The sequence below is a fragment of the Streptomyces sp. B3I8 genome, assembly GCF_030816915.1.
GTDB lineage: Bacteria > Actinomycetota > Actinomycetes > Streptomycetales > Streptomycetaceae > Streptomyces.
The window spans coordinates 1007211-1033693 of record NZ_JAUSYN010000002.1 but is presented as its reverse complement, the minus strand read 5'-3'; the positions used below and the strand labels follow the sequence as shown (position 1 = coordinate 1033693).

At 73.1% G+C, this 26483-nt stretch carries 23 protein-coding genes, 2 pseudogenes and 1 riboswitch; of the genes and pseudogenes, 19 read left to right on the top strand and 6 right to left on the bottom strand.

Annotated features, from left to right (window positions below; genetic code table 11):
• Positions 1–205: 205 nt before the first annotated feature.
• Positions 206–1588, top strand: a complete 1383-nt coding sequence (locus QFZ64_RS06830) for a uracil-xanthine permease family protein (RefSeq protein WP_307063369.1) — start codon at positions 206–208, stop codon at positions 1586–1588.
• A 198-nt stretch (positions 1589–1786) separates the two neighbouring features.
• Positions 1787–2251, top strand: coding sequence for a thioesterase family protein (locus QFZ64_RS06825; protein ID WP_307063368.1), 465 nt, complete (start codon positions 1787–1789; stop codon positions 2249–2251).
• On the opposite strand, the gene QFZ64_RS06820 is transcribed toward QFZ64_RS06825, so the two are convergent.
• A complete protein-coding gene (locus QFZ64_RS06820; RefSeq protein ID WP_307063367.1) occupies positions 2208–3440 on the bottom strand; it encodes an MFS transporter in 1233 nt (410 codons plus the stop codon). The two genes, QFZ64_RS06825 and QFZ64_RS06820, sit on opposite strands and share 44 nt — an antisense overlap.
• 194 nt (positions 3441–3634) lie before the next feature.
• On the opposite strand from QFZ64_RS06820, the gene QFZ64_RS06815 reads away from it, so the two are divergent.
• The 10 genes and pseudogenes from QFZ64_RS06815 (at position 3635) to QFZ64_RS06770 (ending at position 13538) form a co-directional block, all read left to right on the top strand.
• The gene (locus tag QFZ64_RS06815; RefSeq protein WP_307063366.1) at positions 3635–4816 is read left to right on the top strand and encodes an ROK family transcriptional regulator; all 1182 of its coding nucleotides are present in this window, start codon (positions 3635–3637) and stop codon (positions 4814–4816) included.
• Between the two features lie 388 nt (positions 4817–5204).
• Positions 5205–5335: riboswitch (FMN riboswitch) on the top strand.
• A 204-nt stretch (positions 5336–5539) separates the two neighbouring features.
• Positions 5540–6175, top strand: coding sequence for a riboflavin synthase (locus QFZ64_RS06810; RefSeq protein WP_307063364.1), 636 nt, complete (start codon positions 5540–5542; stop codon positions 6173–6175).
• Positions 6172–6816 (top strand): nicotinamide mononucleotide transporter family protein, encoded by a 645-nt coding sequence (locus QFZ64_RS06805; RefSeq protein WP_307063363.1) that lies wholly within the window; start codon positions 6172–6174, stop codon positions 6814–6816. The genes QFZ64_RS06810 and QFZ64_RS06805 overlap by 4 nt, the downstream gene beginning before the upstream one ends.
• On the top strand, positions 6813–8120 hold the full coding sequence (locus QFZ64_RS06800) for a bifunctional 3,4-dihydroxy-2-butanone-4-phosphate synthase/GTP cyclohydrolase II (protein WP_307063362.1): 1308 nt from the start codon (positions 6813–6815) through the stop codon (positions 8118–8120). The genes QFZ64_RS06805 and QFZ64_RS06800 overlap by 4 nt, the downstream gene beginning before the upstream one ends.
• Positions 8121–8261: 141 nt before the next feature.
• Positions 8262–8747 (top strand): 6,7-dimethyl-8-ribityllumazine synthase, encoded by a 486-nt coding sequence (gene ribH, locus QFZ64_RS06795; RefSeq protein WP_307063360.1) that lies wholly within the window; start codon positions 8262–8264, stop codon positions 8745–8747.
• Positions 8748–8781: 34 nt separating this feature from the next.
• Positions 8782–9054 (top strand): phosphoribosyl-ATP diphosphatase, encoded by a 273-nt coding sequence (locus QFZ64_RS06790; RefSeq protein WP_280888420.1) that lies wholly within the window; start codon positions 8782–8784, stop codon positions 9052–9054.
• A gap of 120 nt (positions 9055–9174) precedes the next feature.
• Positions 9175–10023 (top strand): ATP phosphoribosyltransferase, encoded by an 849-nt coding sequence (gene hisG / locus QFZ64_RS06785; RefSeq protein ID WP_307063358.1) that lies wholly within the window; start codon positions 9175–9177, stop codon positions 10021–10023.
• A 17-nt stretch (positions 10024–10040) separates the two neighbouring features.
• Entirely contained in the window at positions 10041–10607 is a 567-nt protein-coding gene (locus QFZ64_RS06780; RefSeq protein WP_307063357.1) for a PH domain-containing protein, read from the top strand.
• A gap of 226 nt (positions 10608–10833) precedes the next feature.
• Positions 10834–12159, top strand: a pseudogene (locus tag QFZ64_RS06775) (hemolysin family protein); the annotation flags it as partial.
• Positions 12160–12485: 326 nt separating this feature from the next.
• A complete protein-coding gene (locus tag QFZ64_RS06770) occupies positions 12486–13538 on the top strand; it encodes a hemolysin family protein (protein WP_307063355.1) in 1053 nt (350 codons plus the stop codon).
• A gap of 134 nt (positions 13539–13672) precedes the next feature.
• Here QFZ64_RS06770 and QFZ64_RS06765 read toward each other — a convergent pair whose 3' ends face one another.
• Positions 13673–15592, bottom strand: coding sequence for an AAA family ATPase (locus QFZ64_RS06765; RefSeq protein WP_307063353.1), 1920 nt, complete (start codon positions 15590–15592; stop codon positions 13673–13675).
• A gap of 371 nt (positions 15593–15963) precedes the next feature.
• Positions 15964–16715 (bottom strand): annotated as a pseudogene (locus QFZ64_RS06760) (uridine kinase).
• 244 nt (positions 16716–16959) lie between these two features.
• Between QFZ64_RS06760 and QFZ64_RS06755 the strand changes: the two are divergent.
• Positions 16960–18318, top strand: a complete 1359-nt coding sequence (locus QFZ64_RS06755) for a peptidase C39 family protein (protein WP_307063349.1) — start codon at positions 16960–16962, stop codon at positions 18316–18318.
• A gap of 22 nt (positions 18319–18340) precedes the next feature.
• On the opposite strand, the gene QFZ64_RS06750 is transcribed toward QFZ64_RS06755, so the two are convergent.
• Positions 18341–19270, bottom strand: a complete 930-nt coding sequence (locus QFZ64_RS06750) for a helix-turn-helix transcriptional regulator (RefSeq protein WP_307063347.1) — start codon at positions 19268–19270, stop codon at positions 18341–18343.
• A 202-nt stretch (positions 19271–19472) separates the two neighbouring features.
• Between QFZ64_RS06750 and QFZ64_RS06745 the strand changes: the two genes are divergently transcribed.
• The 3 genes from QFZ64_RS06745 (at position 19473) to QFZ64_RS06735 (ending at position 21311) form a co-directional block, all read left to right on the top strand.
• Complete coding sequence (locus QFZ64_RS06745) at positions 19473–20234, top strand: SDR family oxidoreductase (protein ID WP_307063345.1); 762 nt, start codon at positions 19473–19475, stop codon at positions 20232–20234.
• Positions 20235–20365: 131 nt separating this feature from the next.
• A complete protein-coding gene (locus QFZ64_RS06740) occupies positions 20366–20512 on the top strand; it encodes an SCO1431 family membrane protein (RefSeq protein WP_307063343.1) in 147 nt (48 codons plus the stop codon).
• Positions 20513–20639: 127 nt separating this feature from the next.
• Positions 20640–21311: a TetR/AcrR family transcriptional regulator gene (locus QFZ64_RS06735; protein WP_307063342.1), complete on the top strand. Its 672-nt coding sequence runs from the start codon at positions 20640–20642 to the stop codon at positions 21309–21311.
• Positions 21312–21326: 15 nt separating this feature from the next.
• Here the strand turns inward: QFZ64_RS06735 and QFZ64_RS06730 are convergent, their stop codons facing one another.
• Positions 21327–21680, bottom strand: a complete 354-nt coding sequence (locus QFZ64_RS06730; RefSeq protein ID WP_307063340.1) for a hypothetical protein — start codon at positions 21678–21680, stop codon at positions 21327–21329.
• Positions 21681–22255: 575 nt separating this feature from the next.
• The gene (locus QFZ64_RS06725; RefSeq protein ID WP_307063338.1) at positions 22256–22678 is read right to left on the bottom strand and encodes a hypothetical protein; all 423 of its coding nucleotides are present in this window, start codon (positions 22676–22678) and stop codon (positions 22256–22258) included.
• A 270-nt stretch (positions 22679–22948) separates the two neighbouring features.
• Between QFZ64_RS06725 and QFZ64_RS06720 the strand changes: the two genes are divergently transcribed.
• From QFZ64_RS06720 to QFZ64_RS06710, 3 genes are all read left to right on the top strand, one after another.
• Positions 22949–23389 (top strand): Lrp/AsnC family transcriptional regulator, encoded by a 441-nt coding sequence (locus QFZ64_RS06720; RefSeq protein ID WP_307063336.1) that lies wholly within the window; start codon positions 22949–22951, stop codon positions 23387–23389.
• Between the two features lie 85 nt (positions 23390–23474).
• Positions 23475–25097, top strand: coding sequence for an amidohydrolase (locus QFZ64_RS06715; RefSeq protein ID WP_307063334.1), 1623 nt, complete (start codon positions 23475–23477; stop codon positions 25095–25097).
• Between the two features lie 569 nt (positions 25098–25666).
• Positions 25667–26470, top strand: coding sequence for a polyprenol monophosphomannose synthase (locus QFZ64_RS06710; RefSeq protein WP_307063332.1), 804 nt, complete (start codon positions 25667–25669; stop codon positions 26468–26470).
• The last annotated feature ends 13 nt before the right edge of the window (positions 26471–26483 follow it).

The following is a 26483-nucleotide window of genomic DNA, read 5'->3' as shown; positions in this document are numbered from 1 at the left end:
CCGGGCGGGGGAGGGGAGGGCGGCCGGGGCCCGCGGCCTGACCGGAGGCCGTGTCCGGACACTGTTTCCCGGTCGGCAGCGACCGGCCGTGGGGCCGCTCCCCGGTCGAACTCCGCGGCAGCAGGTGGTCGGCGCCTCGGCGGTCCGGTCGGGTGACCGCACACCCTATATTTTCTTGCGGTACTGAACGAACGGAGTGTGCTTGATGTCGGGTTTTGGTTGGAAGCTGCACGGCGATGGGCGCCGCCTGGAAGCGGGTGAGGTCGTCCGGCCGGGAGAGCGGCTCACCTGGACCCGGACGATCGGGCTGGGCGCTCAGCATGTCGTGTCGATGATCGGCGCGTGTTTCGTCGCCCCGGTGCTCATGGGGCTCGATCCGAGTCTCGGTCTGATGGCCTCGGGGGTGGCGACGCTGCTGTTCCTCGTCATCACACGCGGAAGGGTCCCCAGCTACCTGGGGTCGTCGCTCTCTTTCGTCGGCGTGGCGGCGGTCATCGGGAGTCAGGGCGGGGGACCGGCGGAGCTGACCGGTGCACTGTTCGTCGTGGGGCTCGCGCTCGCCGTGGTCGGTGTGGTGATTCGTTTCCTCGGATCGCGGGTCATCCACGCCGTACTGCCGCCGGCGGTGACGGGCGCCGTGGTCATGCTGATCGGCTTCAATCTGGCCCCGGTGGCCGCCTCGACCTACTGGCCGCAGGACCAGTGGTCGGCGCTGGCCACGATGGGCTTCACCGGCCTGGCTCTGGTGGTGCTGCGCGGCTTCTGGTCGCGCATCGCGATCTTCCTCGGCCTGGTGTTCGGATATCTGCTGTCGTGGGTCCTGGATCTGACCGCAGGGAAGATCCATTCCGTGGACGGCAGCGGCAAGGTGACGGACCACTGGCGCCTGGACCTTACGTCGGTCCAGCAGGCCGGCTGGGTCGGCTTCCCCGATCTGCACGCGCCCGCGTTCAGCACGTCGGCGATCGTCGTGGCCCTCCCGGTTCTGATCGCCCTGGTGGCGGAGAACACCGGTCACATCAAGGCCGTCGGTGAGATGACGGGCGACCCGCTGGACGACGAGCTCGGCACGGCCATCATGGCGGACGGGGCCGCCACCATGGTCTCGACGGTCGCCGGCGGCCCGGCCACCACCACCTACGCGGAGAACATCGGCGTCATGGCGGCGACCCGCGTCTACTCGACCGCGGCCTACCTCTGCGCGGCGATCTTCGCGCTCCTGTTCGGGCTCTGCCCCAAGTTCGGCGCGTTCGTCGCCGCGATCCCGGGCGGAGTACTGGGCGGCATCACCGTGATCCTCTACGGCATGATCGGTCTGCTCGGCGCCCAGATCTGGATCCGCAACAAGGTCGACTTCGGGCAGCCGCTCAACCTGATCCCGGCGGCGGCGGGACTGATCGTCGGCATCGGCGGCGTCAGCCTGAAGATCTCCGACAACTTCGAGCTCAGCGGCATCGCGCTGGGCACCCTGCTCGTGCTGGCCGGTTACCACTGCCTGCGCTGGCTGTCCAAGGCGGCGGGCACCTATCAGCCGGCGCTGCTGGACGGCGGCCTGACCGAGTACGACGACGAGGAGCGGCAGCCGTAGAGCGGCGGGGCGGCGGCACCCCGCCGACGCCCGCCCCGCACGCTCCGCCTGTCCCGCAGGCCGAGTCATGGGCGGAGTCCCTGCTCAGCGCTGCTGAGCGGTCGCTTAGGATGGGTGGGGTGGCCCGGCCCGGCCGGCGTCGGCGGGCCGGCCGAGAACGACCCTCCCGTCTCCCGCCCCCTCCCCAGGAGCCGCCCAGTGACCGCCGAAGCCCCGGCCGCGCCCGCACTGTCGTACGGGCGGCTGATACCCATCGCCGTCCACTTCGACGACCTCGACGCCCTCGGGCTGCTGCACAACGCCCGCTACCCGGTCATGGTCGAACGCGCCTGGGCCGAGCTGTGGCAGGGGTACGGGTTCGGCGGGTACGAGGGGGACTGGGAGGCCGCCGGTGACTTCTGCAACGCGGTGCGGGAGCTGCGGATCGGGTACGAGGCGCCGGTGAGCCGCCCCGGCGCGTACGCCGTGCACCTGTGGCTGGAACGGCTCGGCACCACCGGGCTCACGTACGGGTTCCGGTTCTGCTCGGCGGACGGGGCCCTGACGTACGCCCGCGGCAGCCGGGTGCTGGTCCGTCTCGACCCCGCGACGCTGCGGCCCGCACCCTGGAGCGAGCGGTTCAGGGCCGTGGGTCGGGAACTGCTGCACCCGGACCACCGCTGATCTTCTGCCGGTCGCGGTCGCCGACCCGCAGCACTCCGGCGAACACCGCGAGCCCGCAGGCGAGCAGTGTCACCAGGCCGAACGACGCCATCAGGCTCGTCGCCTGGGCCAGTGTGCCGATCGCGCCGGGGGCGACGAGGCCCGAGGTGTAGGTGACGGTCGCGACGCCCGCGATGGCCTGGCTCGGGTTCGGCCCACTGCGGCCGGCCGCGGCGAAGCACAGCGGGACGACCACCGCGATGCCGAGGCCCATCAGCGCGAAGCCGCCCATGGCGACGGCCGGGTGCCCGGCCAGTACGACCATCAGCCCGCCGAACGTCGCCAGTACGCCGCCCACGCGTACGGTCCTGGCGGCGCCGAACCGGTCCACCACCGCGTCGCCCACGAGCCGCGCCACCGCCATGGTGAGCGTGAAGCCCGTGGTGCAGGCCGCCGCGAGGCCCGCCGACGTCTCCAGCCGGTCCCGCAGGTACACCGCCGACCAGTCCAGGCTCGCGCCCTCCGCGAACACCGCGCAGAAACCGACCGCGCCGATCAGCAGCGCGGACCGGGGCGGCAGCGAGAACCGGGGCGGCGGCTCCTCGTCCTCGGCGGGCCGCAGGTCCAGCACCCAGTGGCAGGCGACGAGGCCGAGCACGGTCAAGGCGGCCGCGGCCAGCGCGTGGTGCACGCGCGCGTCGCTGCCCAGGTGCGCGGCGAGGGTGCCGCCGGCCGAGCCGATCAGGGCGCCGGCGCTCCACATCCCGTGCAGCCCGGACATGATCGACTTGTCGAGACGGTTCTCCACCTCCACGCCCAGCGCGTTCATCGCCACGTCCGACATGCCCGCCGCCGCGCCGTAGGCGAACAGCGCCGGGCACAGCGCGTACACGTTCGGCGCCAGCGACGGCAGGATCAGGGAGAGCGTCCACAGTGCGAGCAGGCCGCGCAGCGCGGCGCGGGAACCGAAGCGGTGGGTGATCCGGCCCGCGAGCGGCATCGCCGCGGCCGCGCCGAACGCCGGGAAGGCCAGCGCCAGGCCGAGCTGGCCCGCACTCACCGAGGCGTGGTCCTGGATCCAGGGCACCCGGGTCGCGAACGAGCCGGTCACCGCGCCGTGCACGGCGAACACGGCCGCCACGGCGTACCGCGCCCGCCTCACGCGCTGCCTGTCATGGACCCTGTGGCCCGTTCCGTGCACGTCCGCCATGGTGCCTCTTCCCTCCCTGGAGCCGTGAATCCGCAGTGACCGGCGACCGGCGTAAACTATCAGGGACCCTGCCTGATAGATAGCCGCTTTACGGTCGGGCGGTCGGCGGCCTGTTACCGGGGCCGTGGCCTGCGGTCCGGTGCCCGGGGTGACGGGTGCCCCCGGCCGTCCGTCCCGTCTGGGAGGATCCCCGCATGCCCGCATCCCCGCGTACCGCCCGGGCCATCAACGACCGGCTCGCACTCCGGCTGCTGCAGGAGCACGGCCCGCTCACGGCCGGGCAGTTGAAGCAGCTCACCGGACTGTCCCGGCCCACGGTCGCCGACCTCGTCGAACGCCTGGCCGTGGCCGATCTGATCGAGGTGGTGGGGGAGTCGGGCGAGCAGCGGCGCGGGCCGAACGCGCGGCTGTACGGGATCGTCGCGGGGCGCGCGCATCTGGCCGCGCTCGACGTGCGCACCGAGGGGGTGACGGTCGTCGTCGCCGATCTTCTCGGCGTGGTGCTCGCCGAGGCCTCCGTGCCGATCGGCGACGGCACGGGGACCGGGCCGGCCGTCGAGCAGGCGGTGACGTTGGTGGAGCGCACCGCCAAGGAGGCCGGCGTCGACCGGCTGCACACCGTCGGGATCGGCGCACCCGGGCTGATCCACCCCGCCACGGGGGAGCTGCGCGACTCCTCCGGCCTGCCCGAGTGGCACCGGCGGCTGGTGGCCGCGTTGCAGGAGCGGCTGCCCGCGCGGGTGATCGTCGAGAACGAGACCAACCTCGCGGCGCTGGCCGAGCGGCGCGACGGGGCCGTGCGCGACCGCGACACGTTCGTGCTGCTGTGGCTGGGGCACGGCACGGGGGCGGCGGTGATGCTCGACGGCGCGCTGCGGCGGGGTGCCTCCGGCGGGACCGGGGAGATCGGGTTCCTGCCGGTGCCGGGGACCGGGGGGCTGCCGTCGGCGACCGACTGCGCGGGCGGATTCCACGCGCTGGCGGGGGCGGCGGCGGTGGTGCGGCTCGCGGAGCGGTACGGGGTGACGGCGCCCGGGGGTGAGCCGGGGGCGCATGCGGCGGGGCTGGTGCGGGCGGGGATCGACGGCGGCGCGGAGTTGTTCCTCGACGCGCTCGCCGAACGGCTGGCGATCGGGGTGTCGTCCGTGGTCGCGGTGCTGGATCCCGGGTGTGTGGTGCTGGGGGGCGAGGTGGGGCAGGCCGGCGGGGAGGAGCTGGCGGGGCGCGTGGCGGAGCGGCTGGCGGGGATGTCGCCGCTGCCGACGGAGGTGCGGGTGGGGGAGCTGGGAGGCGCGGCGGTGTTGCGTGGCGCGCTCCTGATGGCCCGTGACGCGGTGCAGCGGGCGGTGTTCGCGGCTGCGGCGCAGCTCGGCTGACGTCCGGTCCGGCTGTGCCGGCGGGTTCATCGCCCCCGCCGCCCCTGCCCCTCCCGCCCTTCAGGTGCTCCGTCCCTGCGACCCCGCATGTGTTTTCTCCGGCAGGCGGTCGGTGGTCGCGCGCGGTTCCCCGCGCCCCCTACGGTTACGGGCGCTGCCCCATTGACCGTCTGGTCCAGACCACTTACCGTCAGCCCTGACGTCGCGCGCCGTGCGCGTAGCGGCGTTCGCCGGCGGCCCGGCGGTGGTGACGACGGCCCTTGCCCGCCGCCGGGCTTCCCGTAGCCGGTCTCTGCGAAGCACCGCTGTCTGTGAGGCACCGCTGTCTGTGAGGCACCGCACAGTCACTCACCCGCATGGGCGTGGCACACTGTGTCTGTACCAGAAGCAGCGCACTCCGGGGTCGGTGAAAGTCCGAACCGGCGGTTACAGTCCGCGACCCGGTCGCTTCCAGCGGCCGGTTGACCAGGTGAAATTCCTGGACCGACGGTTAAAGTCCGGATGGGAGGCAGTGCGCGGCGGGCGGGCATTCGTGCGCGCCGCCGTACCGGTTCGTCCTCAGGGACACGCGACCGTGCGGACCCGCGAGATCTCTCGCGCGGCCCCGCACCACGCGCCCCAGGACGCGTCCGCTCGGCGTCGCCCCAGGTGTTCCTCCCGTACGAGTCTGTCGTTCCGACAGCCCCCGGAGTCCGTGCCCGAAGAGGCAGGAGGACCCGGGAAGTGTTCACCGGAATCGTCGAAGAGCTGGGCGAAGTGACCGCCGTGGAGGACCTCGGCGACGCCGCCCGCTTCCGGCTCCGTGGCCCCGTCGTCACCGAGGGGGCGCAGCACGGCGACTCCATCGCCGTCAACGGCGTCTGTCTCACCGTCGTCGACCACGAGGGCGACGAGTTCACCGCCGACGTCATGGCGGAGACCCTGACGCGCTCCAGCCTCGGCGCCCTAGCCGTCGGCTCCCGCGTCAACCTCGAACGCCCCACCGCCGTCGGCGCCCGCCTCGGCGGGCACATCGTGCAGGGCCACGTGGACGGCACGGGCGAGATCCTCGCGCGTACGCCCTCCGAGAACTGGGAGCTCGTCAAGGTCTCCCTCCCCGCGGACCTCGCGCGGTATGTCGTGGAGAAGGGCTCCATCACCGTCGACGGCATCAGCCTCACCGTCGTCGAGGCCGGTGACGCGCACTTCACCGTCAGTCTGATCCCCACGACGCTCGCCCTGACCACGCTGGGCCGCAAGCAGCCCGGCGACCCGGTCAACCTCGAGGTCGACATCGTCGCCAAGTACGTCGAGCGGCTGCTCGGCGCGAACGCGAACGTCAGCGTGACCGTGGACGCGGACCGGGAGGCGGCGCGGTGAACTGGCTGAACTCGCAGGCGTTCACCCTCTTCGACCAGCAGATCAAGTGGTCGGACATGATCGGCAACGTCATCGGCCTGGTCGGTCTGGCGTTCGGCTGGCGCCGGTCCATCTGGAGCTGGCCCACCCAGTTCCTCTCCGGCATCGTCCTCTTCGCCGCGTTCGCCACCGCCCACCTCTCCGGCAGCGCCGGCAAGCAGATCGTCGTCATGGTCGTCGCCGGTTACGGCTGGTGGCGGTGGAACCGCGGCCGGGACGGGGCCGAGGACGGCCACATCGCCGTCCGGTTCGCCACCTGGCGCGAGCGCGCGGCGCTGATCGCGGTCGCCGCAGTCGGCACGGTCGCCGTCGCCGCCGTGTTCAAGGCGTACCCGTCGCTGTCCTGGGACCCCTGGCCGGACGCGTACATCTTCGTCGGCACGATCGTCGCGATGTACGCCCAGGCCCGCGGCATGGTCGAGTTCTGGCTGGCCTGGCTGCTCGTCGACGCCGTCGGTGTCCCGCTCAACTTCGCCAACGGTTTCGCCTTCTCCGGTTTCGTCTACGTCCTCTACGGCGCGCTCGTCCTGTGGGGCCTGCGCGACTGGTGGCTGCGCTCCCGCCGGGGCACGCGGCCCGTCCTGGAAGGAGCCACGGCATGACCACGGCGCCCGTCCTGCACAGCACCGACCTCCTCGACGACCTCGCGCTCGACCCCGTCGAACAGGCGATCGCCGACATCGCGGCCGGCCGCCCGGTCGTGGTCGTCGACGACGAGGACCGTGAGAACGAGGGCGACCTCGTCATGGCCGCCGAGAAGGTCACCCCCGCGCACGTCGCCTTCATGATGAGCGAGTGCCGCGGCCTGATCTGCGCCCCCATGGAGGGCGCGGAACTGGACCGGCTGCGGCTGCCCCAGATGGTCGACGACAACACCGAGTCCATGAAGACCGCGTTCACCGTCTCCGTGGACGCGGGCCCCGCGCACGGCGTGACCACCGGCATCTCCGCCGCCGACCGCGCCACCACGCTGCGGCTCCTTGCGGACGGCACCGCCGAGCCCGCCGACCTCGTCCGCCCCGGCCACATCTTCCCGCTGCGCGCCCGCCCCGGGGGCGTCCTCACCCGCAACGGCCACACCGAGGCCGCCGTCGACCTGGCCCGGCTCGCCGGCCTGCGCCCGGCCGGCGCGATCGTGGAGATCGCCGGCGAGGACGGCCGCATGCTGCGGCTGCCCGACCTCGTGCCGTTCGCCCGCAAGCACGGCCTGACGATCATCTCCATCGAGGACCTGGTCGCCTACCGCCGCTCCGCCGGGACCGCCCGGCCCGCCGAGCCCGCCGTCCGCCACGAGGCCGAGGTCCGACTGCCCACCACGCACGGCGAGTTCACCGCGCACGGCTACCGCGCCACCGCCGACGGTGTCGAGCACATCGCCCTCGTCCACGGCGACCTCGGCGACGGCGAGGACGTCCTGGTGCGCGTCCACTCCGAATGCCTCACCGGCGACGTCTTCCACTCCCTGCGCTGCGACTGCGGACCGCAGCTCGAAGCCTCCCTCGAGCTCGTCCAGCGCGAGGGCAGGGGGGTGGTGGTCTACCTGCGCGGCCACGAGGGGCGCGGCATCGGCCTGATGTCCAAGCTGCGCGCGTACGAACTCCAGGAGCGCGGCCGCGACACCCTCGACGCCAACCTCGAACTGGGTCTGCCCGCCGACGCCCGGGACTACGGCGCCGGCGCGCGGATACTCGCCGACCTCGGGGTGCGCAGCGTCCGGCTGCTGACCAACAACCCGGACAAGACCGACGCGCTCGAACGCCACGGCGTACGGGTCACCGCGCGGGAACCCATGCCCGTGCAGGCCGGCGAGCACAACCTCCGTTACCTGCGCACCAAACGGGACCGGATGGGGCACGACCTGCCCTGGCTGGACACGGCCACCGCGTCCCCTTGCGGCAACCAGTAACAAGCACCAAGAAGCAAGCACCAAGAAGCAAGCACCAAGAAGCAAGAAGCAAGAAGCAAGAAGCAAGAAGCAAGAAGCAAGAAGCAGGAACACGACACGGCCGGGCAGTCCGGTCGGACCACCTTCAGGAGACACGAGAACGTGAGTGGCAAGGGCGCACCGGAGCTGTCCGTACGGAACGTGAGCGACCTCAGGGTCGCCGTCGTCGCGGCACAGTGGCACGACAAGGTGATGGACGGACTGGTGGACGGTGCCCTGCGCGCCCTCGGCGACCTGGGCATCGACGAGCCCACGCTGCTCCGGGTCCCCGGCAGCTTCGAACTCCCGGTCGCCGCCAAGGTCCTCGCGGGCCGCGGCTACGACGCCGTCGTCGCCCTGGGCGTCGTCATCCGCGGCGGCACACCCCACTTCGACTACGTGTGCCAGGGCGTCACCCAGGGGTTGACCCAGGTCTCCGTCGAGACCGGCGTCCCGGTCGGCTTCGGCGTCCTCACCTGCGACACGGAGGAGCAGGCCCTGGACCGGGCCGGCCTCGCGGGCTCCAGCGAGGACAAGGGCCACGAGGCGGTGACGGCGGCGGTCGCCACCGCGGCCACGCTCCGCTCGGTATCCGAACCCTGGCACTGAGGCACCGTCCGGACCGCGTAGGGTGAGGACCACCATGTCCAATAAGACGTTCGAGGAGCTCTTCACCGAGCTCCAGCACAAGGCAGCCCACGGCGATCCCGCCACCTCCCGCACCGCGGAACTGGTCGGCAAGGGCGTGCATGCCATCGGCAAGAAGGTCGTCGAAGAAGCCGCAGAGGTCTGGATGGCCGCCGAGCACGAGGGCAAGGAGGCGGCGGCCGAGGAGATCTCGCAGCTGCTGTACCACGTCCAGGTGATGATGGTCGCCCGCGGCATCTCCCTGGACGACGTCTACGCCCATCTGTGAGCCGTCCGGCCCCGCACCGCCTCCCGTCCCTCCCCGCTCCGCGTCACATCCCTCCGCATCGCGTCGTTCCGCACTCCTGACCCACTCACGCGCCTCACTCACGCAAAGGAAGCCGACCTCATGCTGCGCATCGCCGTCCCCAACAAGGGTTCCCTGTCAGACCCTGCGGCGGCGATGCTGCATGAGGCCGGCTACCAGCAGCGCCGGGAGTCCAAGGAACTGCGGATCGTCGACCCGGTCAACGAGGTCGAGTTCTTCTACCTCCGCCCCCGAGACATCGCGATCTACGTCTCCTCGGGCCGCCTCGACATCGGCATCACCGGACGTGACCTGCTCGTCGACTCCGGCGCGCAGGTGGAGGAGATCCTTCCGCTGGGCTTCGCCCGCTCGACCTTCCGCTTCGCCGGCAAGCCGGGCACCGTCGGCGATGTCAAGGACCTGGCCGGCCTGACCGTCGCCACGTCCTACGAGGGCATCGTCGCCGGGCACCTCGCCGAGCACGGCATCGACGCCTCCGTCGTCCACCTCGACGGGGCCGTGGAGACCGCGATCGAGCTCGGTGTGGCCGAGGTCATCGCGGATGTCGTCGAGACCGGGACCTCGTTGCGCAACGCGGGCCTGGAGGTCTTCGGCGAGCCCATCATGACCTCGGAGGCGGTCGTCGTCCGCCGCACCGGGGCGGACGTCGAGGAGCCCAAGGTGCAGCAGTTCCTGCGCCGGCTCCAGGGCGTCCTGGTGGCCCGGACGTACGTGATGATGGACTACGACTGCCGCGTCGAACAGCTCGAGAAGGCCGTCGCGCTCACCCCGGGACTGGAGTCGCCGACCGTCTCCCCGCTGCACAACGAGGGCTGGGTCGCCGTGCGTGCCATGGTCCCGTCCAAGGAGGCGCAGCGGATCATGGACGACCTCTACGACCTGGGCGCGCGCGCCATCCTGACCACGGCGATCCACGCCTGTCGCCTCTGACCGGCCGGAGCGACACCATGCCGACACCGCCTGCCTCCTCCGGCCCTGCCGGCGCCCCGGACGTCCCGGGCGCCCCGGACGTCCCAGGTACTCCGGATGCCCCGGGTGCTGCGGGCCCTCCGGAGGTGCCCGCCCTGCCGGTCACCTTCCGGCCGGGGCGCACCCGGGCCGTGCTGCTCACGGCGGCCGTGGCGATCGTCGTCGTGATCACGGTCGTCGCGTTCCTGCTCGAACAGCTCGGACCCGGTGAGCGGCTCAGCTTCCTGCTCACCGCCCTGCTGCTCGCCGGGATACTCGTCCTCCTCTCCCGGCCCCGGATCACCGCCGACGACTCCGGGGTGACCGTGGTGAACATCACCAGCCGGCGCCGGCTGGAATGGGCGCAGATCATCCAGGTCAATCTGCGCCCGGGTGACGCGTGGGTCTTCCTCGACCTCAGCGATGGAACCAGCCTGCCCGCGCTGGGCATCCAGCCGGGCATCGCCCGGGCGCGCGCCGTCGCCGACGCGCGGGCCCTGCGCGCGCTCGTCCGGGCCCACTCCGTCGACGACCCCGAGCCGCCCTCCGCGGAACATCAGGGCTGAGTCGGGGAAGCCGGCCCTGCCGCATCCGGCCATGTCTTGATTAATCTTGGGGGCGGAGGCGTTGACACAACGCCTCCGCCCCTGCCGCACCGCCCGGTGCCCTGGGGCTCCTGCTAACCGAGGAGTGACTCCCTCCGGCGATGGACGGACCGTCCTGCAGTACCTGCGCCGCCCCCTGCCGACATAGCGCGGACCCCCTCCGCGCGCGTGCTCGGGCGGCGGCATCATGACCCTCACCCTGCTGCTCCTGGCAGCGGCATTCGTACTGATCCTTGCCAACGGCTTCTTCGTGGCCGCCGAGTTCGGCCTGGTCACGGTCGAGCGGCCCGAGGCGGAGAAGGCCGCCGCCGACGGTGACCGGCGCGCGCGCACGGTCGTCGAGGCGCTCAAGCACCTGTCGTTCCAACTCTCCGGCACCCAGCTCGGCATCACGATCACCTCCCTCGTCGTCGGCATGCTCGCCGAACCGGCGCTGGCCGAACTGCTGCGTGGCCCGTTCGCCGCCCTCGGCCTGTCGGGCGGCGTCGGCTCCGGGCTCGCGGTGGTGGTCGGCATGCTGCTGGCCTCCGCGATACAGATGGTGATCGGCGAGCTCGTGCCGAAGAACTGGGCGGTGTCCCGGCCGTTGCAGGTCGCGCGCTTCGTCGCGGGCCCCCAGCACGTGTTCGCCCGCCTGTTCCGCCCGGTGATCTCGGCGCTCAACACCGTCGCCAACCGGCTCGTACGGGCCCTCGGCGTGGAACCGGCCGACGAACTGGCCTCCGCCCGGACCCCCGGCGAACTCGTCTCGCTGGCCCGCCACTCCGCGCGGGCAGGCACGCTGGAGCAGGACACGGCCGACCTCTTCGTGCGCACCCTGTCGCTGGGCGACCTCACCGCCCAGCATGTGATGACCCCCCGCGTGAAGGTCAGCGCCCTGCAGTCCTCCGCCACCGCCGAGGACGTGGTCAACCTGACCCGGGCCACCGGACTGTCCCGCTTCCCCGTCTACCGGGAGAAGATCGACGAGATCGTCGGCATGGTCCACCTCAAGGACGCGCTCGCCGTGCCCGTGCGCGACCGGCTGCGCACCACCGTCGGCCGGATCGCCCAGCCGCCGGTCCTGGTCCCCGAGACCCTGCCGGTGCGGCCGCTGCTGACGCGGCTGCGCAGCGAGCAGCCCATCGCCGTCGTCGTCGACGAGTACGGCGGCACGGCCGGCGTGGTCACCCTGGAGGACATCGTCGAGGAACTCGTCGGCGAGGTCCGCGACGAGCACGACGGCCACGACCTGCCCGAACTCGCCGTCGCCCCGCCCGAGGACGGACGTCCGTCGTGGGACGTCGACGGCGGCCTGCGGGTCGACGTGCTGCGGCGCATCGGCCTCGAAGCGCCGGAGGGGCCGTACGAGACGGTGGCCGGCCTCGTCGCCGACCTCCTCGGACGCATCCCCGCCCCCGGCGACCGCGCGGACCTTCCCGGCTGGCGCCTGACCGTCCGGCAGGTGGACCACTACCGCGCCGAACGCGTCCGCCTGACCCGCACGGACCCGGCGCCGGAGTGCCCCGCGGCCTCGTCCCCACCGGCCCCGCGCACCGCGCCACCGGCATCCGCCCCGGCGCGCACCGCCGCGGCGCAGGCGCAGGCGACCGGCGGCGGCCCCGCGGCATCACCGACCCCCGCGGCGGCGTCGGCCGCGCCCCGGAGCATGACCGCGGCGCACGACCCGAGCACCGGGGCCGTGCTGTCGCACGCCGCCTCCGGCGGCGCGGCGCCGGCGGGGGATCCCCGCGGGGGCACCGGTGGAAGCGGCCCCGAACCGGCACCGGACGGCGGCGCGGACACCTCCGCGCACGCCGGGCGGACCGCCCGCAGCGGTTCCGCCGCGGAGGCCGTGCGATGAGCGTCGTCCAACTCCTGTTCGCCGCGCTGCTGGTGCTCACGAACGGATTCTTCGTCGGGGCCGAGTTCGCCCTGGTCTCCGTGCGGCGCAGCCAGATCGAGCCGCTCGGCACCACCCGGGCCCGCCAGGTGCTGTACGGCCTGGAGCGGCTGCCGCAGATGATGGCGGCGGCCCAGTTCGGCATCACCGTCTGTTCCCTCACCCTCGGCGCCGTCGCGGAGCCCACCGTGGCGCACCTGCTGGAGCCCCTCTTCACGGCGATCCGCCTACCCGAGGGAATGGTCCACCCCCTCGGGTACGTCCTCGCGCTCGCCGCCGTCGTCTTCTTCCACCTCGTCATCGGCGAGATGGTGCCGAAAAACCTCGCGATGGCCGCCCCCGAGAAGGCCGCGCTGTGGCTCAGCCCCGGCCTGGTCGCCTTCGCCCGCCTGTGCAGGCCCGTCACGGCTTTCCTGAGCGCCTGCGCCCGACTGGTCCTCAGGATGTTCCGGGTGGAGCCCAAGGACGAGGTCGAGGCGGTCTTCACCAGCGAGCAGCTCAACCAGCTCGTGGAGGACTCCGGCCAGGCCGGACTGCTCGACCCCGAGGAGCAGGAGCGACTGGAGGACGCGCTGGAACTGGGCTCCCGTCCGGTCACCGACGTCCTCCTGGACCGCACCTCGCTGGTGACCGTGCGCCCCGCGGTCACCCCGGGGGAGATCGTGGCGCTGACGGCCCGGACCGGATACTCCCGGTTCCCCGTCGCCGCGGAGAACGGCGCCTTCATGGGCTACCTGCACGTGAAGGACGTCCTCGACCTCGAGGAGTCCGAGCGCGCGGTGCCGCAGCACGTGTGGCGGCCGATGACCACCCTGGCCGCCGAACTGCCGCTGGACGACGCCCTGACGGTGATGCGGCGCGCCGCGACCCACCTGGCGCAGGTGGCGGACGCCTCCGGCCGGGTGCTGGGCCTGGTCGCCCTGGAGGACGTACTGGAGCTACTGGTCGGCGAGGTACGGGACCCGGCGCACCGGCTCAGCGCCGACGGGGCGCAGACCCCGGTGGCGTAGCGCACGGCGGGACGGGGGCTCACGGGTCTCCGTCCCGCCGCCACCGGCTCACCGGCCGTCGTCCCGCCGCTCCCCGGCTCAGGGGTTCACGTCCTGCCCCCGGCGCAGGGGGCTCGCCCGCCCCGTCGTCGCGGCTACAGCGCCGACGGGTCCTGCGGGTTCCGCCCGGACAGGACCTCCCCGTACGCCTGCATCAGGTCCGGCAGCCGCAGCGTGGCGAGGTCGTCCCGGGTCAGCGTACCGGGACACGCGGACAGCCGCAGGTCCCGGTACGCGCAGCTCTTCTCGTACAGCGTGCGCAGGAACCGTCCGTTGCCCAGCTCGTCGATCCACCCCTGGTCCACGACGTGCCCGGCGATCGAGCGCAGCTCGTCCAGCGCCTCCTCGTCCCAGACGTCACCGTTCTCCGCCGCCAGCACCTCCCCGATGGACGTCAGCTCCAGCGGCCGGTACGAGGGGAAGTCCACCCGAGTGGTGAACCGTGAGGACAGCCCGGGGTTGGCGGCCAGCAGCCGGTCCATGCCCTCCGGGTACCCGGCGAGGATCACCACCAGGTGGTCCCGGTTGTCCTCCGCCCGCTTCAGCAGCACCTGCAGCGCCTCGTCGCCGTACGCGTCGCCCTTGCCGTACCCGGAGTTGGACAGGGCGTACGCCTCGTCGACGAAGAGGACGCCGCCGATCGCCGAGTCGATCAGCTCGTTGGCCTTCACGGCCGTCTGCCCGAGGTACTCGCCGACCAGGTCCGCCCGCTGCGCCTCCACCAGATGGTCGCCGCCGAGCAGCCCGAGCGCGTAGAACACCCGGCCGAGAATGCGCGCCACCGTGGTCTTGCCGGTGCCGGAAGGGCCCGAGAAGACGAAGTGCCGCTTCGGCGGCTGCACGGGCAGCCCCTGACCGGCCCGCAGCCGCGCCATGTTGAGCTGCGCCGACAACGCCTTGACCTGGCGCTTCACCGGCTCCAGCCCGACCATCCGCTCCAGTTCCGCGAGTGCCTGTTCAAGCAGCACCGGATCGGTGGGCCCGGTCGGCAGCGGCGAGCCCGTCCCCGGGGTCCGCTCCCGGGCCGCGTCGGCGGCCGGCGCCGCGACGACCGGGGCGGACGGGACTCCGGGAACTCCGGGAACTCCGGGGACGGTGGGCGGCTCGGGCTCGGGGGAGGTCCGCAGGTCCCACCCCTCCGCGCCGGCACCGAACAGCGGGTCGACCCCGTCGAGTCCGTCCGGGCCGTCCAGCAGATCCTGGCCGATGCCTGCGAGGGTGACCGCCGCGAGACCGGCCGCGTCCTCGTACCCGTCCCCCTCCGCTATCGCCGCGAGCCGGGCCGAGGTGTCCATGAACGCCGGGTCCACCCGATGCACCGCCCGGTACAGGGGCAGCGCGGCCGCCGAACGGCCCGTGCCCTCGTGCGCCCGCGCCAGCCAGTAGCGCAGCTCCTTGCGCTGCGGCTGCTCGCTGCGGCACCGCATCAGCGCGGCCGACAGCAGCGGTTCCGCCTGCCCGAACATCTCCAGCCGCACCCGGGCCATGCCGCCGAACAGCCCCGCCTCGATGCCGAGCAGGGTGTCGTCGATCAGCGGATCGGTGTGCCGGACCAGCTGCTCCCAGTCCTTGACCAGATAGGCGCGGCAGGCGTGCAGGAAACGGACCTGGGGGTCGGTGTCGATCGGCGGCAGCCCCGCGAGGGCCCGGTCGAGCTCCGGCACGTGCCGGCCGTCCAGCCAGTGCGAGGCGTGCGCCAGCAGCAGATCACGCGGGCTCTCCAGTACCGGCTGTACCCACCAGCCCAGCCAGTACCAGGAGTTGAAGGTGCGCCGGTGCCGGGCCCGCTGCTCCCCGAAGCGTTCCCGGTGGTGGAACATCCGCAGCAGGGCGGTCGTCGTGTCGACGCGGAGCGCGTGCAGCCCGAGCCAGCCGTCCGCCATCCCGGGGTCCATCCGCACCGCGGCCCGGAACTCCTCCTCGGCCTGCGGGTAGGCGCCCATGGTGTAGGCGTCCACGCCCCGCAGCCAGGCGAGGTCGGCCGGAGCCTCGGGGCCCTGCGTGCCGAAGTCCATCACGTCCCCCACAAACCGTGCCCCCGATGGTTCACCGCCGGGCAGGTACCCGTCGGCAGTCCTCGAACCGCTGTACCGCGGACCGGAGTTGCAGTGGTACGACCAGGCGGCCCCGGTCGCGCCGAGGGCATCGTACCTGCGGGGCAGCCACCCATCGAAGGGTGCCGTCCGGGCCGTTGTGCGAGGTGGGAGCACGGGGGCGCACACGCGCCGGTGACGGTGAGTGAGCACTGCGCGCCGCTCGGCGCACGGGAAAGGGGCCGCGGGCGGAACGAAGCCCCCGATCACGGGGGAACAACCGGGGGCTTCGCGTGCGAGGGCGGCTCCGACGAACCGCACAGCGAAAACGTAGGACGTGCACGGCGCCCCGGTCAAGCCGCGGGAAGGCCCGGTCGCGCGCGTCGATGAGCAGGGCCTTCACGAAATCGACACGCCGCTGACGATCCGTCACCCTCCGTGAGGGAATCCCCCGTCAGGCGGTCCCCACGGGCCCCGGCAGCACCAGATATTCCTCGCAGGGCCCGGCAGCGTTCCCGTCGTTCCTGTCGCCCGTCCGCCGCACCAGCCAATCGGCGAAGGGCCGCGACGGGTCACGGGCGAAGTGCCGGCGCTCCGCCGGGATCCAGCCGGCCCAGAACTCCCGCTGCTCCGCGCCGTCCCGCTCCCGCCCGGCCCGCCAGGCCTCCTCGGCGGGCAGCTCCATCCACAGCAGCCGCGCCAGATGGGGCCGCAGGGCCCGCCGCCCCGCGCCGACCCCCTCGACCAGAACCACGGAAGCGGGCGGCAGCGCGCGCGCCGGTCCGAAGCGCCGCGCGCGCCAGTCGTACGGGCGGTAGTGCGCCGTGCGGCCCTCACGCAGCGGTTCGACGACCTCGCGCAGCAGCCGCTCGGTCCAGTCGAACAGTTGGTCGTGGGTGGCGATGTCGTCGAGGTGCAGTACGGGCGCGTCACCCAGCGCTTCGGCCAGCCGCTCCGCGAACGTGCTCTTCCCGGACCCGGCGTGTCCGTCGACACCGACGAGCCGCACGTCCCCGCACGACGGCGGCGTCCGCCGCACCGAAGAAACAAGCTGCTGAATGACGAGCCCCGAGCGCCGAGTCCTGTGCAGAGCCAACAGCACCATCCTAGGTTCCGCCGCGCCTGCCGTGTGGGCCCCGTCTGCCGTGCCTTCGGCGTCCGGCGGATCACCGCCGCTCACTGCGACCCGCTCGGCCGACCCCCGCGGCTTTCTTCGATGGTCGAGACCAATAGTGGTGGCGCGCCGATGCGTCGGAATGCTGGCAGGTGTCCGCGTCCGGCGGCCATAGTTGGCCCACTCGCGTCCGACCACCACTCAAGGACTCAAGGACAACCGGGGGTAGACACGCATGACCGGACCTTCCCAGCCCTCCCGCCGCACTCTCCTCACCGCCGCAGTGGCCGTCGCCGCCGCGGCCGGCGCCGCGACCCCCGCGGTCGCCGTCCCGTCCCACCGGCCGACGAGAACGAAGCCCGCACGCACCGTGGATCACCACGCCTGGACCTCCCCCACCGACTGGCGCTCCGGCACGTCCAAGGGCACCCGCGCCGTCGCCGGCGCCCGTCCCGGCCTGGTGCTCGACATCCCCGCGGGCCGCACCGACTACGCCGACCCGCACACCGGCCGCACCTCCACCTGGGACTACGCCACCTGGACCTCCCCGGCCCACACCCTCTCCGTGCCCGCCACCGAGGTCATCGCCTCCTGGAACGCGCACACCCCGGCCGGCACCTGGATCCAGACCGAGCTGTCGGGCCGCTACTCCGACGGCACGGACACGCCCTGGTACGTGATGGGCCGCTGGGCGGCGGGCGACGAGGACATCCGCCGCACCTCCGTCGACGGCCAGAGCGACGGCCGGAGCAGCGTCTGGACCGACACCTTCGCCATCGACGACGCCGCGAGCGGACTGCGGCTGGCCTCCTACCGGCTGCGCCTCACCCTGTACCGCGTCCCCGGCACCCGGAAGACCCCCACCGTGTGGCGGCTCGGCGCCATGGGCTCCGACGTCCCCGACCGCTTCACGGTGCCGGCCTCCACGCCGGGGCACGCCGGAGAACTCCGCGTCCCGCGCTACTCGCAGGAGATCCACAAGGGCCAGTACCCGCAGTACGACAACGGCGGCGAGGCCTGGTGCAGCCCGACCTCCTCCCAGATGATCGTCGAGTACTGGGGCCGCCGGCCCACCGCCGGGCAACTGGCCTGGGTGGATCCGTCGTACGCCGACCCCCAGGTCTGCCACGCGGCCCGGTACACCTTCGACTACCAGTACGAGGGCTGCGGCAACTGGCCGTTCAACGCGGCCTACGCGGCCACCTACCCGGACATGCAGGGCGTGGTGACCCGGCTGACCTCGCTCACCGATGTGGAGACGCTGGTCGCGGCGGGCATCCCGGTCATCACCTCGCAGTCCTTCCTCAAGGAGGAGCTCACGGGAGCCGGCTACGGCACCTCCGGGCACCTGATGACCGTGATCGGCTTCACCGCCGACGGCGACGTGATCGCCAACGACCCCGCGGCGCCGAGCGACGCCGAGGTGCGCCGCGTCTACCGGCGACGCGAGTTCGAGAACATCTGGCTGCGCACCAAGCGCTACGACGCGAACGGCCAGGTCAAGAGCGGTTCGGGCGGGGTGTGCTACCTGTACTTCCCGGCCCGTCCGACATCGGACGGGCGGCGCGCCCTGGCGAGCGTCGGGGTCGAGTGACCGAACCCGCCGGCCCGGCGCGCTACGGCGTCGGGCCGACGGACCCCGTGCCGGCGGGTCCCGGATCGGTGAACCCCGTGTCGGCGGACTCCTCGTAGGCGGGCCGCGCGTCTGCGGCCTCCGCGGAATCCGTTTCCGAGAGGGAGGCGAGGAGCCGCAGCTTCTCGTCGCTGTCACTGCCCTTGTCCGGGTAGTAGACGACGAGGAGGACTCCGCCGACGGGCAGTTTGTCGCGGTGCAGGCGCAGTCCGCCGACGACCGGGTGGTGGACCGTGACCGTGCCGCCCTCCAGGGTGCGCACGTCGTGCCGGGCCCACAGGGTGCGGAAACGCCCGCTGGACAGGGCCAGTTCGCCCACGAGTTCGACGAACCGGGGGTTGTCGGTGTCGTCGCCGATCGTAGTGCGCAGCGCGGCGACGATGTCGGCGGTCGCCCTCTCCCAGTCCTGCTGGAAGGCCTGTTCCTCGGGGTCGAGGAGCAGGGAGCGCAGCCGGTTCTCGCCGGGCCGCAGCCGGGGCGAGAGCGCGACGGCCATCGGATTGGACGCCAGAACGTCGAAGGCACGGCCCTCGACGAACGCGGGGATCGAGAGGTGGGCGAGCAACTCGTGCACCCGTGCCGGCACCCGTTCGGGCCGCTTGGGACGCGGTGTCCGGGGGCGGGCGGGCGTGAGGCCGAGTAGATACGTCCGCTCCACGTCGTCGAGCCGCAGGACGCGTGCGAGGGCGGCGAGCACCTGGGGGGAGGGATTGCGGTCCCGGCCCCGTTCCAGGCGCAGGTAGTAGTCCGGACTGATCCCGGCGAGCAGGGCGACCTCCTCACGGCGCAGACCGGGCACCCGCCGGTTGCCGCCGGGCGGGAGCCCCGCCTGCTCGGGGGAGACCAGCTCACGCCGGGCACGCAGATAGCTGCCGAGCCGATTGCCGGATTCGTCGTCCTTCGTGCCACCCATACCGACACCGTAATGCGGGGCGCGGGCGGCGAGGGGGGCCCTGTCAGGACCAGGGAGGACGGGGGCTCTGCCACTTCCGGCGCGGCCCGCCGAGACTTGCCGTCGTGCCGCCCGTTCTGGACGGACGCTCTTCCTCACCCGTTCCTCATCGCTCGCGTCGCCGGCCCCGTGCCGACGGCGCCCCGTACGAAGGGAAGATCCCGTGGATCTCTCCGACCGCACCGTCCTCGTCGTCGGCGCAACCTCCGGCATCGGACGCGAACTCGCCCGCCGCTTCGCCGCGGCGGGCAGCACCGTGGCCGTCGCCGGCCGCAGCCCGCGCGCACTCGCGGAACTCGCCGGAGAGGGCTTCGGCACGGTCGCCCTCGACGTCACCGACGACGCCTCCGTCACCGAGGCCCGGGATGCCGTGCTCGCCCGCTACCCGGGACTGGACACCGTGGTGACGATGTCAGGCGTCATGGCCATGGAGGACCTGCGCGACCCCGCGCACTTCGAGACGGCCCGTTGGACGGTGGAAACCAATCTGCTCGGCACCGTCCGGGTCCTCGACGCCTTCACCCCGCACCTGGTCGGGCGGGGCGCCGGCACCTTCGTCACCGTCACCTCCGGCATCGCGTTCCTGCCCTTCCCGCCCATGCCCAGCTACGCCGCCTCGAAGGCCGCGGTGCACGCCTACTCCGAGGCGTTGCGCGCCCAGCTCGACGGCACCGGGGTCGACGTCGTCGAACTCGTCCCGCCGGCCGTCGCCACGGCGGGCCAGGAGAAGGTGAATCCGAACGCGCTGCCGCTCGACGACTTCCTGAGCGAAGTCATGGAGCTGCTGTCGCAGGACCCCACACCCCGCGAGATTCTCGTCAAGGGGGTCCTCGGGCACCGCTTCGCCGAGCGCGACGGCACCTACGACGACCTCGTCGCCCTGCGCTCCCGGGCGCTGTCCATGCTCCCCGGCCGGGAGGGCTGACCGCGCACCTCGTACCCCGGCCCCACCGTGCGCACCACCGCCTGTGACCAAGCTCTCGGCCGCGTCCGTCGCATCCGGTGGCACGGTGGGGGAGTCCGGGTCCGCCGCACGACGAACAACAGCGAGAAGCCATGACCGCACTGTCTGCCACCGCCGCACGCCTGAACGCCCGCACCGGCGGGCCGAAGGACGACCGCCCCCCGTACCTCGAGCACGCCCTCGGCTGGATCCTCGTCGTCGTCCTCGCGATGCTCGTCACGCAGCTCGGCCTGCTCTGACCCGCGGGTCCGCCCCTCGGAGGGCACATCCCTGAACGCGGGTCGGTGATCGGAGTCGAACATGCGGGCGGGATGGCTCTGCCATACTGCCGCTGTCCCGCCCGACCGCTCCAGACATGGGCCGAAATTGACGCACAGTCAGCAGCGCGACACCGCACGCCCCCGGGCGCGCGGGACCGACCGTTCCGTGGCGCGCCGCGCCGAACTCATCGCCATCGGGCGGACGTTGTTCTCCGACACGTCCTACGACGCGCTCTCGATGGACGACATCGCCCGGCACGCGCAGGTGGCCAAGGGGCTGATCTACTACTACTTCCAGTCCAAGCGCGGCTACTACCTGGCGATCATCCAGGACTCGGTCGCGGGCCTCGTCACGCGTGCCGCCGAGGGGCAGGATCTGCCGCCCGCACAACGGCTGCACCGCACCCTCGACGGCTACCTCCGCTACGCCGAGCACAACCAGGCCGCGTACCGCGCGATCGTCAGCGGGGGCGTCGGCTTCGACACCGAGGTGCAGGAGATACGGGACGGGGTGCGCGAGGCCATGATCGAGGCGATCGCCGAGAGCACGTACGGCCGCAAGGAGACCGCGCCGCTCGCACGGATGGGGCTGCTGGGCTGGTTGTGCAGCGTCGAGGGCACGACCCTCGACTGGATCGACCGTCCGGGTCTGCCCCGGGACACGTTGCGGGAGCTGCTGGCGAAGATGCTCGGTGGCACGCTGCGGGCCATCGAGGAGCTGGACCCGGCGTATCCGGCGCCGGCGGCGGCGCATCGGGGCGGGGCCACGCGGGGTTGAGGCGCGCCTGAACCGTCAGGAGTGCAGCGCGCCGACGGCCGGGCCGCCGACGGCCGGGTCGAGTGTCCGTACGCGGCCGGAGCCGTGCACGGTGCCGCCGGGCTCGCGCGCTACGGCCGGGGGAGTCCACGGTGGTTCGTCGGCGCCCCGGGCCGTGGTGCGCGGGGGCGCCGTCAGGCGGGTCCACTCCGGGTCGTGGCGACCGGGGAGGGTGCGGCCGCGGTCGGCCCAGGTGCGGATCAGGGCGCGGTAGATGGGAGGGTCCTGCGGCCGTGGCTGCGGCGGGGCGGGGGGAACAGTGACCGAATCGGCCGGGGCCGGCAGAAACACCCGTCGGCGGTGGCCGGTCACTGAGGACGTGGGGGTCATACCGGGCAAACGCGAGGGTGGGTGGTGGGGTCACCGGCCCGGGGATTCGGGCGTGTGTCCCACACGGGGTCCGTACGGGGGTTCGCGCCCTGGGGCGCGGTCTTTCTTACGGGGGTAGGTGGGCGAACCCGGGTTTTCCCCCCGCCGCCCCTACCCTTCCCGTCCCCGAGGGGCTCCGCCCCTTCAACCCCACCGGGGGCAGGCAGGCCCCCGGACCCCCGAAAGACGTGCGGGGCTCCGCCCCCGAGCCGTCCCTCGCGCTCCGCCCGGACCCCCGAGGGGCTCCGCCCCCGGACCCCGAGAGAGAGGGGCTCCGCCCCTTGGGCTCCGAGAGGGCACCCGGAGCTTCGTTCCCTGCCAACCCCGAGAAGCCGGGCTCTGAGTGAGACGTGGGGCTTCGCCTTCTGCCGGCCGCGAGAGATGGGCTCTGCTCACTCAACGCTGAGCGACACGTGAGGCTTCGCCCCCAGTCGCCCCCTGAGTCCAAGGCAGGGCCCCTGCCTCCGTGGGGCGTGTGGGGTCCGCCCCTGCGGACCCCTGGGCGGCCCCGGTCGAGGGCCCGGCGTCGGGGTGGTCTAAGCGGCTCGGCGCATCGTCGGGACGCGGATCGGGCGGGAGCCGGGGCCGCCGACGTGGGAGAACGGCTGGGTGCGCCAGTCGAGACCCTGCGGCAGGGTCAGCAGAAGAGCCGTCTCCTGCTGCTGCGGCTCCAGCGACTCGTCCGCGGGGCGGGCCTCGTCCGCCGCGCGGCCCGTGCCGGCGCACACCGTGAGGCCGAAGGGGTTCCACGGCGACGCGCACAGCGCGTGCTCGGGCAGGACCTCCTCGTCGGCGAGGAGCGCGATGGGCTGCGCGCAGTCCGGGCAGATCACCCGGTACATCTCGAACGTGTCGTACGCGTCGAACTCGTCGTCCGGTTCGACGCCCTCCGGCTCGGGCTCGATCACGGCCTTGAGCCGCTTGGGCACGGAACGGCCAGGGCGCTTCACACTCTGCATGGGATTCTCCCCCTAGGGCTGGGCCGATCAGGCGCTACGGCCTCGACCACAGCAAGCACTTCCCGCCCCGCCAGTCGGGTAATCACGAGGACATCACGAAGCCTGTCCGGGCACTGTGGCGTTCGTCACATGCCGCCCGCAGGTGCCTGACGAGGTGCCCCGCGGGACACGCCCGCCCGCGCGTACCGGGCCCGGCGCAGGTCACGAACGGGCACGACCTGTGACGCGGAGCTGTCCGGGGTGATCGGCGGCACTGTAGGTTCTTGCGCCATGGAGGAGCTGGACCGACAGATCGTGCAGCTGCTCGTCACGGACGGGCGGATGAGCTACACCGACCTGGGCAGGGCCACGGGCCTGTCCACGTCGGCCGTGCACCAGCGCGTGCGCCGGCTGGAGCAGCGCGGTGTCATCCGCGGCTACGCCGCGGTCGTCGATCCGGAGGCGGTGGGGCTGCCGATGACCGCCTTCATCTCCGTGAAGCCGTTCGACCCCAGCGCCCCCGACGACATCGCGGACAGGCTGGCCGGCGTCCCCGAGATCGAGGCGTGCCACAGCGTGGCCGGCGACGAGAACTACATCCTCAAGGTGCGCGTCGCCACGCCCCACGAACTGGAGGAGCTGCTGGCCCGCGTGCGCACCCTGGCCGGTGTCTCCACCCGCACCACGGTCGTCCTGTCGACACCGTACGAGGCCCGCCCGCCCCGCATCTGACCCGGCAACCGTCGTCCCTGGTCCGGCGCGCGTCGGGGGCCACCCGGCGTCCGCCGCGCCCACCGTCCGCGCGACACTGTTACGCATGAGTGAGCGCACCCCCGACCCGCAGACCGTCCTCCTCCGCCGCGGCGAGGTCCACAGCCCCGCCGACCCGTTCGCGACCGCGATGGTCGTCGAACGCGGCCGGGTCGCCTGGGTCGGCTCCGAAGGCGCCGCCGACGCCTTCGCGGACGGCGTCGACGAGATCGTCGACCTCGACGGCGCACTCGTCACCCCCGCGTTCACCGACGCACATGTGCACACCACCGCCACCGGACTCGCGCTCACCGGGCTCGACCTGTCCGCCGCGCCGACCCTCCGGGCCGCCCTCGACCTGGTCCGCGACTTCGCCGCCGCCCGCCCCGCCGATCGCGTCCTGCTCGGCCACGGCTGGGACGCCGCCCGCTGGCCCGACGGCCGGCCCCCGGCCCGCGCCGAGCTCGACGAGGCCACCGGCGGCCGTCCGCTCTACCTCTCCCGCATCGACGTCCACTCCGCGGTCGTCACCACCGCCCTGCTCGACCTGGTCCCCGGCGTCACCGGCCTCGCCGGGTACGCCGACGGCCCGCTGACCGGCGACGCCCACCACGCGGTGCGCGCCGTCGCGCTGGACGCGCTGACTCCCGCCCAGCGCGACGGCGCCCAGCGGGCCGCGCTCGCGCACGCGGCCTCGCTCGGCATCGGCTCGCTCCACGAGTGCGGCGGCCCGGACATCTCCTCCGAGGACGACTTCACCGCGCTGCTCCGGCTCGCCGCCGGTGAGCCCGGCCCCCGCGTGGTGGGCTACTGGGCCGAACAGGGCGACGAAGGCGTGGCCAGGGCGCGTGAGCTGGGCGCGAGGGGAGCCGCCGGCGACCTCTTCGTCGACGGGGCCCTCGGCTCGCACACCGCCTGCCTGCACGAGCCGTACGCCGACGCCGCCCACACCGGCACCGCCCACCTGGACGCCGCCGCCGTCACCGCGCACGTCGTCGCCTGCACCGAGGCGGGGCTGCAGGCCGGGTTCCACGCCATCGGGGACGCCGCCGTCACCACGGTGGTCGAGGGCGTCCGCGCCGCCGCCGAGAAGGCCGGCCTCGCCCGCGTGCGGGCGGCCCGGCACCGCGTCGAGCACGCCGAGATGCTCACCCCCGAGACGGTCGCCGCCTTCGCCGAACTCGGCCTCACCGCCTCCGTGCAGCCCGCGTTCGACGCCCTGTGGGGCGGCGAGGACGGCATGTACGCGCGGCGGCTGGGCACCGAACGGGCCCGCACCCTCAACCCCTTCGCGGCGCTGCTGCGCGCCGGAGTGCCGCTCGCCCTCGGCTCCGACAGCCCCGTCACCCCGCTCGACCCCTGGGGCACCGTCCGCGCGGCCGCCTTCCACCGCACCCGGGAGCACCGCGTCTCGGTGCGCGCCGCCTTCACGGCACACACCCGCGGCGGCTGGCGGGCCGTCGGCCGCGACGACGCCGGCGTCCTGGTGCCCGGCGCACCCGCGGACTACGCCGTCTGGCGCACCGACGAACTGGTCGTCCAGGCTCCCGACGACCGGGTCGCCCGCTGGTCCACCGACCCGCGCTCCGGCACTCCCGGCCTGCCCGATCTGACCCCCGGCCGGGACCTGCCGCTCTGCCTGCGGACCGTGGTGGGCGGCCGGACCGTGTTCGTACGGCCGGGCGAGTGATCTCCTTGGGCGCCCGGGTGCCGCCCCCGCCCCGCACGGTGCGGCGCGACCTGCGTTTCCTCCCCGCTGACCTGCGGCGCGATCGGAAAGCCGCAGCATGAACGGGTGTTGACAGCGAGCCGTCGGGGGCCGGTAGGTTCTGCCGGGTCCACCACCGTCACGTCCGGCCGGGACACGTCCGAGAGGCCGCCGGAGCCCGCTGGGTCAGGGCTGGTGCGCCGTCGGCGCGCCGCCACTGGGAGCCAGGCCCAGCGTTCGCACCACGGCGAAGGGACGTTTCGTGCCCGGCCGGCAGGTGCGACCCGGGTGGGGCCCGGCCGCTCAGTAGACAACGGCTTCAGGTCGATCCGCAGCCCGCGGTTCCCAGGCCGGCCCGAAGGGCCGCCGGGCCCCCAACCCGTCCCCCGCGACGGCCGTGGAAGCGGCCCGCGGCGGGTAGAAGACACCCGAAGGCGCGCACTCCTACCCACTTTCTGTCCGACCGACACCCCCGTGGGCATGTGCTGTCGCGTCCTCGCGGACAGCGGCCACTATGGTGGTGCTCTGCGTACGGACATGAAGGGGCTGCAGTGAACGACGGCGAGGGGACCCCCGAGGCGGGAGCCCAGGGAAGACGGTTCGGCCCGCTCGGCACGGCCTTGGTGATCATCCCCACCTACAACGAGGCGGAGAACATCCGGGCCATCGTCGGCCGGGTGCGGGAGGCCGTTCCCGAGGCGCACGTCCTCGTGGCCGACGACAACAGCCCCGACGGCACCGGCAAGCTGGCCGACGAACTGGCCGCCGAGGACGACCACGTCCAGGTGCTGCACCGCAAGGGCAAGGAAGGCCTCGGCGCCGCCTACCTCGCGGGCTTCCGCTGGGGCATGGAGCACGACTACGGCGTGCTGATCGAGATGGACGCCGACGGCTCGCACCAGCCTGAGGAGCTGCCCCGGCTGCTCACCGCGCTGAAGAACGCGGACCTGGTGCTCGGCTCCCGCTGGGTGCCCGGCGGCCGCGTGGTCAACTGGCCCCGCTCCCGCGAGATCATCTCCCGCGGCGGCAGCCTCTACTCCCGGCTCGCCCTCGACCTGCCGCTGCGCGACATCACCGGCGGTTACCGCGCGTTCCGCCGCGAGACCCTGGAGGGCCTCGGCCTCGACGAGGTGGCCTCCCAGGGCTACTGCTTCCAGGTCGACCTCGCCCGCCGCGCGGTCAAGGCCGGCTACCACGTGGTCGAGGTGCCCATCACCTTCGTCGAGCGGGAGTTCGGCGACTCCAAGATGAGCCGCGACATCCTGGTGGAGGCCCTGTGGCGGGTCACCTCCTGGGGCGTGGGGGAGAGGGTCGGCCGGCTCACCGGGCGCACGGAACCGAAGCAGCCCGACTGATCACCCTCTTACG

Coding starts and splice junctions, on each gene's coding strand:
- QFZ64_RS06830 (WP_307063369.1), top strand. CDS start 206: ATGTCGGGTTTTGGTTGGAAGCTGCACGGCGATGGGCGCCGCCTGGAA.
- QFZ64_RS06820 (WP_307063367.1), bottom strand. CDS start 3,440: ATGGCGGACGTGCACGGAACGGGCCACAGGGTCCATGACAGGCAGCGC.
- QFZ64_RS06815 (WP_307063366.1), top strand. CDS start 3,635: ATGCCCGCATCCCCGCGTACCGCCCGGGCCATCAACGACCGGCTCGCA.
- QFZ64_RS06800 (WP_307063362.1), top strand. CDS start 6,813: ATGACCACGGCGCCCGTCCTGCACAGCACCGACCTCCTCGACGACCTC.
- QFZ64_RS06790 (WP_280888420.1), top strand. CDS start 8,782: ATGTCCAATAAGACGTTCGAGGAGCTCTTCACCGAGCTCCAGCACAAG.
- hisG (WP_307063358.1), top strand. CDS start 9,175: ATGCTGCGCATCGCCGTCCCCAACAAGGGTTCCCTGTCAGACCCTGCG.
- QFZ64_RS06780 (WP_307063357.1), top strand. CDS start 10,041: ATGCCGACACCGCCTGCCTCCTCCGGCCCTGCCGGCGCCCCGGACGTC.
- QFZ64_RS06770 (WP_307063355.1), top strand. CDS start 12,486: ATGAGCGTCGTCCAACTCCTGTTCGCCGCGCTGCTGGTGCTCACGAAC.
- QFZ64_RS06765 (WP_307063353.1), bottom strand. CDS start 15,592: ATGGACTTCGGCACGCAGGGCCCCGAGGCTCCGGCCGACCTCGCCTGG.
- QFZ64_RS06755 (WP_307063349.1), top strand. CDS start 16,960: ATGACCGGACCTTCCCAGCCCTCCCGCCGCACTCTCCTCACCGCCGCA.
- QFZ64_RS06750 (WP_307063347.1), bottom strand. CDS start 19,270: ATGGGTGGCACGAAGGACGACGAATCCGGCAATCGGCTCGGCAGCTAT.
- QFZ64_RS06740 (WP_307063343.1), top strand. CDS start 20,366: ATGACCGCACTGTCTGCCACCGCCGCACGCCTGAACGCCCGCACCGGC.
- QFZ64_RS06730 (WP_307063340.1), bottom strand. CDS start 21,680: ATGACCCCCACGTCCTCAGTGACCGGCCACCGCCGACGGGTGTTTCTG.
- QFZ64_RS06725 (WP_307063338.1), bottom strand. CDS start 22,678: ATGCAGAGTGTGAAGCGCCCTGGCCGTTCCGTGCCCAAGCGGCTCAAG.
- QFZ64_RS06720 (WP_307063336.1), top strand. CDS start 22,949: ATGGAGGAGCTGGACCGACAGATCGTGCAGCTGCTCGTCACGGACGGG.
- QFZ64_RS06715 (WP_307063334.1), top strand. CDS start 23,475: ATGAGTGAGCGCACCCCCGACCCGCAGACCGTCCTCCTCCGCCGCGGC.